This is a genomic window from Halopseudomonas litoralis, from assembly GCF_900105005.1.
Taxonomy (GTDB): domain Bacteria; phylum Pseudomonadota; class Gammaproteobacteria; order Pseudomonadales; family Pseudomonadaceae; genus Halopseudomonas; species Halopseudomonas litoralis.
This window is the reverse complement of sequence record NZ_LT629748.1, coordinates 404,396-415,981: the sequence shown is the minus strand read 5'-3', so window position 1 is coordinate 415,981 and position 11,586 is coordinate 404,396. Positions and strand designations below refer to the sequence as shown.

General features: G+C 58.3%; 13 protein-coding genes. 1 reads left to right on the top strand and 12 read right to left on the bottom strand.

Going from position 1 to position 11,586, the window contains the following annotated elements; genetic code table 11:
• Position 1 precedes the first annotated feature (1 nt).
• From era to rpoE, 10 genes are all read right to left on the bottom strand, one after another.
• Positions 2-901 (bottom strand): GTPase Era, encoded by a 900-nt coding sequence (era, locus tag BLU11_RS02130; RefSeq protein ID WP_090271833.1) that lies wholly within the window; start codon positions 899-901, stop codon positions 2-4.
• A complete protein-coding gene (rnc, locus tag BLU11_RS02125; protein WP_090271832.1) occupies positions 894-1,583 on the bottom strand; it encodes a ribonuclease III in 690 nt (229 codons plus the stop codon). The genes era and rnc overlap by 8 nt, the downstream gene beginning before the upstream one ends.
• Positions 1,580-1,957 (bottom strand): DUF4845 domain-containing protein, encoded by a 378-nt coding sequence (locus BLU11_RS02120; protein ID WP_157718507.1) that lies wholly within the window; start codon positions 1,955-1,957, stop codon positions 1,580-1,582. The genes rnc and BLU11_RS02120 overlap by 4 nt, the downstream gene beginning before the upstream one ends.
• 97 nt (positions 1,958-2,054) lie before the next feature.
• Positions 2,055-2,933 (bottom strand): signal peptidase I, encoded by an 879-nt coding sequence (gene lepB / locus BLU11_RS02115; RefSeq protein ID WP_090271830.1) that lies wholly within the window; start codon positions 2,931-2,933, stop codon positions 2,055-2,057.
• 63 nt (positions 2,934-2,996) lie between these two features.
• On the bottom strand, positions 2,997-4,793 hold the full coding sequence (gene lepA / locus BLU11_RS02110) for a translation elongation factor 4 (RefSeq protein WP_090271829.1): 1,797 nt from the start codon (positions 4,791-4,793) through the stop codon (positions 2,997-2,999).
• A gap of 156 nt (positions 4,794-4,949) precedes the next feature.
• Positions 4,950-6,332, bottom strand: a complete 1,383-nt coding sequence (locus BLU11_RS02105; RefSeq protein ID WP_269433243.1) for a DegQ family serine endoprotease — start codon at positions 6,330-6,332, stop codon at positions 4,950-4,952.
• A gap of 40 nt (positions 6,333-6,372) precedes the next feature.
• On the bottom strand, positions 6,373-6,849 hold the full coding sequence (locus BLU11_RS02100) for a SoxR reducing system RseC family protein (RefSeq protein ID WP_090271827.1): 477 nt from the start codon (positions 6,847-6,849) through the stop codon (positions 6,373-6,375).
• Positions 6,846-7,799, bottom strand: a complete 954-nt coding sequence (locus tag BLU11_RS02095) for a MucB/RseB C-terminal domain-containing protein (protein WP_090271826.1) — start codon at positions 7,797-7,799, stop codon at positions 6,846-6,848. Before BLU11_RS02095 ends, BLU11_RS02100 begins: the two co-directional genes overlap by 4 nt.
• A complete protein-coding gene (locus BLU11_RS02090; RefSeq protein ID WP_090271825.1) occupies positions 7,799-8,413 on the bottom strand; it encodes a sigma-E factor negative regulatory protein in 615 nt (204 codons plus the stop codon). The genes BLU11_RS02095 and BLU11_RS02090 overlap by 1 nt, the downstream gene beginning before the upstream one ends.
• A gap of 52 nt (positions 8,414-8,465) precedes the next feature.
• The gene (gene rpoE / locus BLU11_RS02085) at positions 8,466-9,041 is read right to left on the bottom strand and encodes an RNA polymerase sigma factor RpoE (protein WP_407920221.1); all 576 of its coding nucleotides are present in this window, start codon (positions 9,039-9,041) and stop codon (positions 8,466-8,468) included.
• Between the two features lie 237 nt (positions 9,042-9,278).
• On the opposite strand from rpoE, the gene nadB reads away from it, so the two are divergent.
• Positions 9,279-10,892: an L-aspartate oxidase gene (gene nadB, locus BLU11_RS02080; protein WP_090271824.1), complete on the top strand. Its 1,614-nt coding sequence runs from the start codon at positions 9,279-9,281 to the stop codon at positions 10,890-10,892.
• Here the strand turns inward: nadB and BLU11_RS02075 are convergent.
• Positions 10,861-11,313: a hypothetical protein gene (locus tag BLU11_RS02075; RefSeq protein ID WP_090271823.1), complete on the bottom strand. Its 453-nt coding sequence runs from the start codon at positions 11,311-11,313 to the stop codon at positions 10,861-10,863. The genes nadB and BLU11_RS02075 overlap by 32 nt on opposite strands.
• A complete protein-coding gene (locus tag BLU11_RS02070; RefSeq protein ID WP_090271822.1) occupies positions 11,297-11,551 on the bottom strand; it encodes an FAD assembly factor SdhE in 255 nt (84 codons plus the stop codon). The genes BLU11_RS02075 and BLU11_RS02070 overlap by 17 nt, the downstream gene beginning before the upstream one ends.
• Positions 11,552-11,586 lie beyond the last annotated feature (35 nt).

Below are 11,586 nucleotides of genomic sequence, written 5' to 3'. Positions count from 1 at the left end.
GTCAGTCGAAACGATAACCCAGCGAGTTCAAGGCACGCTCATCATCGGACCAGCCGCGGCGGACCTTGACCCACAGATTGAGCATGATCTTGCTGCCGAACAGTTTCTGCATATCCAGACGGGCTTCCTGACCGATCTTCTTCATGCGATCGCCGCCATCACCGATGATGATCTTTTTCTGGCCTTCGCGTTCGACCAGGATCAGCGCGTGAATGTGCAGTACCTTACCTTCCTGCTTGAACTGCTCGATCTCTACCGCGACCTGATAGGGAATCTCGGCGCCCAGCTGGCGCATGACCTTCTCTCGCACCAGTTCGGCAGCGAGAAAACGCGAGCTGCGATCAGTCAGCTGATCATCCGGGTAGAAATGCTCACCTTCAGGTAGCAAGCCGGCAATCACCGTCTGCAGTTGATCGAGATTACCGCCGTTCAATGCCGAGACCGGCACTATTTCGGCGTTGGGCAACTGCTGTGTCAACCATTCCAGGTGCGGCAACATGGCCTTCTTGTCTTCCAGGCGGTCGACCTTGTTGACCACCAGCACCACGGGGCATTCCAGGTGTCGCACCTTGTTCCAGACCATTTCGTCTTCATCGGTCCAGCGCATGCGATCCACCACGAACAGCACCACGTCCACGTCACGCAGTGCCTGAGAGGCACTCTTGTTCATGAAGCGGTTCAGTGCCTTCTCGTTCTCCTTGTGCAAGCCGGGGGTATCCACATAGATCGCCTGCACATTCTCTTCGGTCTTGATGCCGAGCAGCGTGTGGCGGGTGGTTTGCGGCTTGCGCGAGGTGATCGCCAACTTCTGGCCGAGAATATGGTTGAGCAATGTCGACTTGCCCACGTTTGGTCGACCAACAATGGCAATATAGCCACAGCGAGGTGTGCTATCACTCATTCACTTTCTCCACGCCCATGGCGATCAGGGCTTTCTGTGCGGCTTCCTGCTCGGCCAGACGCCGGCTGCTGCCGACGCCAAATGTGTGTCCGGTCAGCGGCGCCGCACGACATTCGACTCGAAAAACCCGGCAATGGGCTTCACCGCTGACGTCGATGACTTCGTATTGAGGCAGATCGATATGTTGGCCCTGCAGATACTCCTGCAGGCGCGTCTTGGGATCCTTGTTGTTGTCCACCAGGGTCAGCGATTCGATATGGCCGGTGAGCCACAACAATATGCGTTCGCGCGCCGCCTCCATGCCACTGTCGAGGTAGATGGCGCCAATAATGGCTTCGGTGGTGTCGGCGAGAATCGATTCACGGCGGAACCCGCCGCTTTTCAGTTCACCCGAGCCCAGCCGGAGGTACTCACCCAGCTCAAAGCCCTTGGCCAGTTCAGCCAGGGTGACACCCTTGACCAGGCGCGCGCGCAGGCGCGACAACTGCCCTTCCCGGGCCTGCGGGAAGCGCTCGAAAAGCGCCTCGGCAGCAACGAAGTTGAGAATCGAATCGCCGAGAAACTCCAGGCGTTCGTTATTGCGCCCACCCAGGCTACGGTGGGTCAAGGCCAGAACCAGCAGGTCCTGATCCTTGAAACTGTAGCCTATTCTTCTTTCCAGTCGGTCTAGCTTATTGCTCACTTTAGCGGTCTGACAATATGGGTTTCATCGAAATGAACCAGAAGGTCCACGGTTCGCAGCATGGGTGAACGCACCTCATACTTGATAATGACAGTATAGGTATTGGTTCCGCTGGCGGTCACGGTAATCGCCTCATCTTCCTTGATGTCGCGGATGCTGTTGATCTGCATGCCCTTGTTGATATGTGCATGCAGGTCGCGCAGCGAGTTGATCTTGATCGAGGGATCTTCGTTCACCGTGGTGACGATCTTGCGCAGGGCAAAATGATCCATATAGATCGGTACCAGTTTCATCGCGGTGATGGCAGCAAATACAAACAGCGCAATGACCGCCAACCAGCCGAAAAATGACATGCCTTTCTGAGAATGGCGCATGGGATAACCTCGTACGTCCGTTGTTGATGTTATAGGTTTTGCTGCCATATCCCTGGCAGAAGGGTCACCCCGAAAGCGTCTGGTTTCCAGACGCGTGCTAATCAATCAACCCAGCTCTTGCAAAGCTCGGCAGATTGCTCAGTTTCGGCTCGGGCCAATGCATCCATATGGCAAAGGCCTTGCCGACAATATAGTTGTCCGGGACCATGCCCCACAACTCCCTCGGCATGTCCGGTGCGGACCAGTAACGACTGTCATTGGAGTTATCACGGTTGTCGCCAATCATGAAATAGTGCCCGTCAGGCACTGTCCATTCATGCGCTGCAGGTGTCTGGGACAGGCGTTTGTAACGCGCCTCGTGGGATGCTTCGCCCAGCTCTTCCAGATAGATATCAACCGTCGCCAGGGCCTGCAACGGATGCCCGGCCGGCACTTCGTCATCGCCCACAGTGCGCAGCAGTTCACGCTCTACCGGCGTGCCATTGACGAACAGCTGCTTGTCGGCATAGCGCACAACGTCGCCTGGCAGGCCGACCACCCGCTTGATGTAGTTGATCCGCGGGTCGTTCGGATAACGGAATACCATCACGTCACCGCGCTGCGGGTCACCCACCGGGATGATCTTGGTTTCCAGCACCGGCAACCGGATACCATAGGAAAACTTATTGACCAGGATGAAGTCACCGATTTCCAGAGTCGGCTTCATCGAGCCGGATGGAATCTGGAACGGCTCGACCAGAAACGAACGCAGAATCAGTACCACAGCCAGCACCGGAAAGAAGGATTTGCCGTATTCAACCAGCAGCGGCTCCTTGTTCAGGCGCTCCAGCGTACCGGCATCGGTAACCTCGACGCCTGCTTCGTAGGCGGCCATTGCCCGCCGCCGTCTGGGTGCAAACCAGATGAAATCCAACAGTGCCAACAGACCGGTGACGGCCACGGCGATCACCAGCAACAGCGGAAAGTTGATATGCATAATCGGTCTTGCGTTACCCCTGGGGTGTATTGATGGACGGCCCGGTTGCGATGAACATTCTGGTTATTCCACTTTCAGGACGGCCAGGAAGGCTTCCTGTGGAATCTCGACGTTACCAACCTGCTTCATCCGTTTCTTACCGGCCTTCTGTTTCTCAAGCAGCTTCTTCTTCCGACTGGCATCGCCACCATAACACTTGGCGATAACGTTCTTGCGCAGCGCCTTGACCGTCGAACGCGCCACCACCTGCCCACCCACAGCGGATTGGATGGCAACATCGAACATCTGGCGAGGAATCAACTCTTTCATTTTTTCGACCAGCTGCCGACCCTTGAACGCAGCGTTGTCGCGATGCACGATCAACGCCAACGCATCGACCTTCTCGCTGTTGATCAATACATCCAGACGCACCAGATTGGCGGCCTGGAACCGATCAAACGCGTAATCCAGTGACGCATAACCCCGGCTGACCGACTTCAGACGATCGAAGAAGTCCAGCACCACCTCATTCATCGGCAGGTCATAGATCACCTGCACCTGAGTGCCGAGAAACACGAGGTCATGCTGCACGCCCCGCTTCTCGATACACAGAGTGATGACGCTGCCGAGATGGTCCTGAGGCACAAGAATGTTGGCTCGCACTATGGGCTCGCGCATTTCGTCGATCAGTGACGGGTCGGGCAGGCGTGAAGGGTTATCGACGTAGATCTTCTCGCCATCCTTCTTCACCACCTCGAATATCACGGTCGGCGCAGTGGTAATCAGGTCAAGATCATATTCGCGCTCGAGACGCTCCTGAATGATCTCCATGTGCAGCATGCCGAGGAAGCCGATACGGAAGCCGAAACCCAGGGCATCCGAGCTTTCCGGCTCGTACTGCAACGCGGCATCGTTGAGCGTGAGCTTGGACAGCGCGTCGCGGAAGTCTTCGAAATCATCGGAACTGACCGGGAACAAACCGGCATAGACCTGCGGCTGGACCTTCTTGAAGCCGGGCAGCATGTCCACATCCGGCGTGTTGGACAGTGTCAGCGTATCGCCTACCGGCGCGCCATGGATGTCCTTGATGCCGGCGATGATGAAGCCCACTTCCCCGGCCTTGAGATCACCGGTTTCGGTGTGCTTGGGATTGAAGACACCCACACTGTCGACCTGATGCAGCTTGCCGGTGGACTTGACCAGAACCTTGTCACCTTTCTTGATGCGGCCCTGTTTGACGCGCACCAACGAGACCACACCCAGATAGTTGTCGAACCAGGAGTCAATGATCAATGCCTGCAGCGGTGCTTCGATCTCACCGACCGGCGGTGGGATCACTGCAATCAGACGCTCCAGCACGTCCTCGACACCCATACCGCTCTTCGCACTGCAGGTCACCGCATCAGTGGCATCAATGCCGATCACGCTTTCAATCTCGGCCTGCACCCGTTCGGGCTCGGCCTGGGGCAGATCGATTTTGTTCAGCACCGGCATCACTTCCAGACCCTGCTCGATGGCGGTATAACAGTTGGCTACCGATTGCGCCTCAACACCCTGCGCCGCATCGACTACCAGCAAGGCACCTTCACAGGCTGCCAGCGAGCGGCTGACCTCATAATGGAAGTCCACATGGCCAGGTGTGTCGATGAAGTTGAGCTGATAGGTCTTGCCGTCCTTCGCTGTGTAATACAGGGTAACGCTATGGGCTTTGATGGTGATGCCCCGCTCGCGCTCCAGGTCCATGGAGTCCAGCACCTGGGAGGCCATCTCGCGCTCGGTCAGCCCTCCACAGATCTGGATGAAGCGGTCGGCAAGCGTCGACTTGCCGTGGTCGATATGGGCAATAATTGAGAAATTGCGGATCAGGCTCAGGTCGCTCACTACAGGGTTCTTCCAGACGTGGTTTGCCAGACATGGCGGTGACCGGGGGCTACCCCGAAAACAGCCCGCAAGTCTACCTGATTAGACTGCGCTGCGCTATCCGTGGCGGGGAGAACACGGCTAGCGCAGCGCCTGTCTCCCCGCACTGGGGCCAACTTATTCGGACAGACGGAAGGTGATATAGCTCGCACGGCCCTGGCGGATCACCCGCATGGAAATGGAGCGATCAGCGGGGAGACTGCCGGCGATCTTGGTGAAGTCCGCAGCAGATTCGATCGCACGGTTGTTCAGGTTGGTGATGACGTCGCCGGGACGCAGCCCGATCATTGCGCCGGGACCTGGCGACACTTCGCGCACTACCACGCCAGCGGGGACATCCATATTCTTCTTCTGCTCGTCGGTCAGCTCGACAACCGCTATGCCCAGACGATTGTCCGCCGCCGTCGGCGCATGCGGCGATGGCGTACCCGGACTTGCTGCCTGCGCGCCGTCTTCGGGCAAGGCGCCGATTTCCAGTTCGAGCTTCCTACGCTTACGATCACGGATGATATCCATGGTCGCCTTGCTGCCAGGACGCAAACGGCCTACCGCGTGCGGCAGATCGGATGACATGACGATGTCATTGCCATTGAGGCGAAGAATCACGTCGCCTGCTTGGAGCCCCCCCTCATCACCCGGCCCGCCCGGCATGACCTGAGCTACCAGCGCGCCCGCAGGACGCTCCAGGCCGAAGGACTCAGCAAGGTCCTTGTTGACCTCCTGGATTACCACACCCAGCCAACCACGGCGAACCGAGCCTTCGCTTTTCAGCTGCTCGACCACGTCCATGGCCACATCCACCGGAATGGCAAAGGAGAGTCCCATGAACCCGCCGGAACGAGTGAATATCTGGGAGTTGATCCCCACCACCTCACCGTCCAGATTGAACAACGGGCCGCCGGAGTTACCTGGATTGATGGCCACATCCGTCTGAATGAAGGGTACATAGCTTTCATTGGGCAGACTACGGCCCTTGGCGCTGACGATACCGGCAGTCACCGAGTACTCGAAGCCAAAGGGTGAACCGATTGCCAACACCCACTCACCGGTTTTCAATTCCGCGGACTTTCCCATGCGCACGACCGGCAGGTCAGCACCCGCTTCGACCTTCAACAGGGCCAGATCCGAGCGCGGATCTGCACCGACCAGTTCGGCTTCCAGCTCACGACGATCCGACAGACGTACGAAGATCTCGTCCGCCTCCGCGACGACATGATTATTGGTCAGGACGTACCCATCTTTGGAGACGATAAATCCCGAACCGAGCGACTGCGCCTGCCGCTGCGGTGCGGACTGGGAGCCTTCAGGGAAGCTGCGTTCGAAGAACTCCCGAAAAATCGGCGGCATACCTTCCATATCCGGCATCATCGGACCCGACGCACGACGCGTGACATTCTGCCGCGTACTGATATTGACCACCGCAGGTGAGGCCTCTTCGACCAACTCGGTGAAATCGGGCAGTTGCGCTACCGCCAACGTCTGCCAGGCCATCAACCACATGCCGACAACCCCGAGCACCCATCGCTGTACTGATGTCATATCAACAATCACTCCTTTTCTGTAAATCGCTGATGGTGTCCAAACTGACGGCCCTACCAATCACCCGCGGGGTGAACGTTGGATCCGCATCCAGACGACTGCTATGCCAGCGTATTGCAACAAAACCCAGAGCCAGGCCGAAGAAGCCTGCCAATATAATCAGAGGCTCAGTCACACCGGCAGCCTGAGCCAGCAAGGCACAGGCGAAAAGCGCCAGCAGCGGCACCATATAAACCAGGGAGGAACCGCGCAGCACTGCGTTTTCCGGAATACCGACAATGATGTCATCACCAACTCGACAGGACCGGTCATCCAACACACGGACGAATCCCTGACGGGCGCCCCCGCCCAAACGTTGCAGAAGCGACTGACCGCATCCGGCCCGAGCCTGGCAGCTGCTACAGGCGCTGCGCCGGATGGTTTCCACCCAGACTGCGCCCGGCTCCACGCTCAATACTCGCCCCTGCTCTTCAATCATCGCTGCGCTCCAGCAATCGACTCGCTGAGCGAGTCGACAATACGCTCGGCAGTAATGGGCGGAATCTCACCGACCACAGTCGCCAGATAGAGGTTGTCCGCGGCCACCAGGCGCCGGCTGACCGCCACGGTCGGCCCCAACTGGGCGCGCAGGTCTTCCGCCAGACTATCCTTGCCAAGCGGCTCGACGAACAGCGTAAAACGTGCCAGACCATCGGTGTAGATCTGCGCGGTAAAGCGTGAATCGGTATCTTTCAAGCTCTGCACTTGCTGGTGCCCCAGCACAAATCCCGGGGGCAGCCATGCCGGCTCCCAGTAGTTGGCCAGTTCGGCCGATGTATCTTCGACAGCATCCACTTGCAGACAGGAGGTGGTGGGCACAAGGTCTTCATGTACCGGATCGTCAAAACTGATCGCGGCGAACTGGAACCGCTCGAGCAGCTCACGTCGTTCATCCACCAACAACGACTTGAGCATCAACCCGGTTTCATTATCCAGATACAACTCGTAGGCATAACGGAATGCATCGCGGGGCTGCAGAGAGATGACCGTCACCGGTCGCGAAGCGATACGCGTATTACCCAATACACGCAATCCATACCAGTCAGCCAGTCGCGCCGGATCGGTATTCAATTCGGGGATGCCTTGATGGACCTTGCCCTGTGAGATAGTGGTGGCACAGACCAACTGGCCATCGTGCCGCACCCATTCCTGATGCCGTCCTGCAGTTTGCAGCAGGCGTTCCCGGACCCCGTCGCTTCCCGCTTTGCGCCAGATATTGTGAGTAGTGAAGACACCGGAGCGTTCATACACATAGGCGCCGTAATAGCTCTGTTCACGGGCAGCCTGCGCCATACGCTCCAGCCAGAGGGTGCTTTCTTCAGCCGATAGGCTGGGAGCAAGCAACAGGGCAGCCAATCCCGACCACCCCAATACGTGTTTCAATCGCACTAATTATTTTCCAGGCTCGCTGCGCGGGCGTAGGGGACCAGTTGCGGAGCAGCCTGCGCACTACTTTCCGCATGTCGACGCAGATAGTTGCCAATCCGCTGTTCCTGCCAGGCAGAGGGACCGCTCGGCTGGGTCTGCTCGGTTTGATCGGACAACGAAGAGAAGCCGGCCAGAACAGCCCCCGCGCGCGCCTGACCTGACACCATCGCCGGCGTGCCCGCAGCCGGCGCAGTGCGCTCGACGGCAGCCATGGTATTGCTGCTGTCGGGCATTGCCTCCTGGTTAACCATACGCACGCCGACCAGCACTGCCAGTGTGACGGTAGCGGCAACGGCCACCCGCCCCAACTGCAGCTTCCAACGTGCAGAATTGACCGACGGCGCTATCGCCGGAGTCGGCTCATCAGCCAGTGCTGCGGCAATGCCTGCCGACAGGTCAACACCTGTCTGCCAAGGTTCATTGTGCATGACGGACCGCGCATGCTGGTAACGTTCCCATGTACGGCGGACCTCTGGAGCCTGTTCACCGGCATGCAGGACTCGGCGCAGTTCCAATTGCTCTGCCTCGTCGTCCATGAGCGCGGAGAGAGTCTCCCGCAAGGATTCGCTTCTCATTGCACTACCTCTACTATATAGGCCCCGCTGGGGCGTCACCGTTTCCCTGACTTCACGCTTCAAGCAGTGGCGTCAGAGCTTTGTCGATGGCCTCCCGTGCTCGGAAAATCCTTGATCGCACAGTACCCACCGGGCATTCCATCACATTGGCAATATCTTCATAGCTGAGACCCTCGAATTCACGCAAAGTCAGAGCCATTCGCAAATCTTCGGGCAGCAACTGCAGGGTTCTATTAACCACCTGCTCAATCTCATCCCGCAGCAGTTCACGCTCGGGTGAATGAATATCCTTGAGAGCACTGTCGCCGTCGTAGTATTCGGCATCCTCGGCAGCGATATCCGAATCCGGCGGACGTCGCCCTCTGGCTACCAGATAGTTCTTGGCCGTATTGATCGCGATCCGATACAGCCAGGTATAAAAGGCACTATCCCCCCGGAAGTTGGCCAATGCACGATAAGCCTTGATGAACGCCTCCTGGGCGACATCCTGGGCCTCGTGGGAGTCATGCACAAAACGCGTGACCAGAGCCAGAATCTTGTGCTGATACTTGAGCACCAGCAGGTCGAAGGCGCGCTTATCTCCCTGCTGCACCCGTTCGACCAGCTGTTGGTCGGTTTGTTCAGTCATGATGCGGTACCACCGCACTGACTTGTTCTATTGCGATAGACCCGCGATGTAACCAAAAGTTCTCCCCTCACTCAGGTTCAGATCTAAGAGCCTGCACTGGAAAAAAAGTTCCGCGACAGGATGGCGATATGATGATATTTGGGTATTTCACGACGCGGCGCGGCGGTTTTCTGTGGCAGTATTGTGAATCAGTTACCTTATATATACTACCCCCGGCTCCACGACCAAGAGACCTTCATGACCCGACAACAGCAATACGATGTACTGGTAATCGGCAGCGGTGCAGCAGGTTTGACGCTGGCTTTGAATCTGGCAGATAACCTGCGTATTGCGGTGATCAGCAAAGGGCAGTTGTCGGAAGGATCGACCTTCTGGGCCCAGGGGGGCGTGGCTGCGGTACTGGATGATGCAGACACTGTGGATGCACACGTTCAGGACACCCTGATCGCCGGCAGCGGGCTTTGTCATGAGGATGCCGTTCGGCAGATTGTCGGCGACAGCCGAGATGCCATCGGCTGGCTGGTGGACCAGGGCGTGCCTTTTACCCGCGGGCGCCGGGAAGATGGCAGCGAGACCGATGACTTCCATCTCACTCGCGAGGGCGGCCACAGCCATAGACGCATCATTCATGCGGCTGATGCCACCGGCGCAGCGATTTTCAACACACTGTTGCAGCAAGCTCAGGCCCACGACAATATCGAGCTGCTGGAAAACCGCGTTGCCGTCGACCTGATCACCAGTACCAAACTGGGCCATGAGCACAATCGCTGCCTGGGCGCCTACATTCTCAATCGCAGTACCGGGCATGTAGAGACGTTCGGCGCCCGCTTCACCGTGCTCGCCACCGGTGGCGCAAGCAAGGTCTATCTGTACACCAGCAACCCAGACGGCGCCTCGGGCGACGGCATCGCCATGGCCTGGCGGGCCGGATGCCGGGTGGCGAACCTGGAGTTCAACCAGTTTCACCCCACCTGTCTTTATCACCCGAGAGCCAAGAGCTTTCTGATCACCGAGGCCCTGCGCGGCGAAGGTGCCGAACTCAAACTGGCGGACGGCAGCCGCTTCATGCCGCGCTTTGATGAGCGCGCCGAACTGGCCCCCCGCGACATAGTCGCACGCGCCATCGACCATGAAATGAAGCGACTGGGTCTGGACTGCGTCTACCTGGACATCAGCCACAAACCCGCCGAGTTCATCCGCGAACACTTCCCCACCGTATATGAGCGCTGCCTGAGTTTTGGCATCGACATCACCCGTGAGCCCATCCCGGTGGTGCCGGCAGCACATTACACCTGTGGCGGGGTGATGGTGGACAAAACCGGCATGACCGACGTGGAGGGACTCTATGCCATCGGCGAAACCAGCTTTACCGGTCTGCATGGCGCCAATCGGATGGCCAGCAACTCGTTGCTGGAGTGCATCGTCTATGGCCGGGCGGCCAGCCAGGACATCCTGCAGAAGCTCGCCGACTCCGAGCTGCCGGACGAACTGCCACACTGGGATGAAAGCCAGGTGACCGATTCGGACGAGGATGTGATCATCTCGCACAACTGGGAAGAGTTGCGCCGTTTCATGTGGGACTATGTCGGCATAGTGCGCACCACCAAACGTCTGCAACGAGCCAAGCATCGGGTAGATATGTTGCGCGCCGAAATTCACGAGTTCTACAGCAACTACACCATATCCCGTGATCTGCTGGAATTGCGCAACCTGGCATTGGTCGCTGACTTGATCATTCGCTCGGCCATGCTGCGTCAGGAAAGCCGCGGCCTGCATTACACCCTGGACTATCCGAACCTGCTGGCCGAGGCCCGGGATACTATTCTGCAGCCACCCAGCGCTGACGACTGAAGCGCAGCCGCAACCGCAGCCGCCGCAATGCATCTTCCGCCGCGGCGTCCGCCGGCAGAATCACCGAAATCGGCAATAGCCGCCCCGGTTCGCGCAGGCGCACCACCGTCAGCAGAGCGCTGACGTAAGTATCCGCCAGAAGCCGCACCCCCATTTCCGTACCGTCACGGCGCAATATGTGCCAGCCGTGACTGTCAAACCGCAGCCCCGTGACAGAGTGCGCATGGCGCAAGCTCACCTGCCGCGGCCAGATCCAGAAGCAGTACATCAATAAAAGCAGGGCACACAGCGACGCCGGCAATATCGGCAGCGCACTGCGGTACAAGGCCATGCAGCCAAGCATGGTCATGATAATGAGCAGGCCGCCCAGCCAGCGTGAAGGCTGGCGTTTGAGCAGCAATGAGTCAGCTGGGTTGGACACGATCCAGTATCATCCTCACAATGCGTTTGAGATCCGGGTCTTCCGGCTCGCCGCGCTGCATAAACCAGACGAACATGTCCTGGTCCTCACACTCGAGCAACTGCCGGTAGCGCGTTTGATCCTCTTCATCCAGCGATGAATAAGCCTCTTCCAGAAAGGGTAGCAGCAGAACATCCAGCTCGAGCATGCCGCGCCGGCTATGCCAGTACAATCGCTTTTTTTCCACTTCCGCCGTCATTACCATCTCCAGTCAGTTGAAACACCTTCATTGGC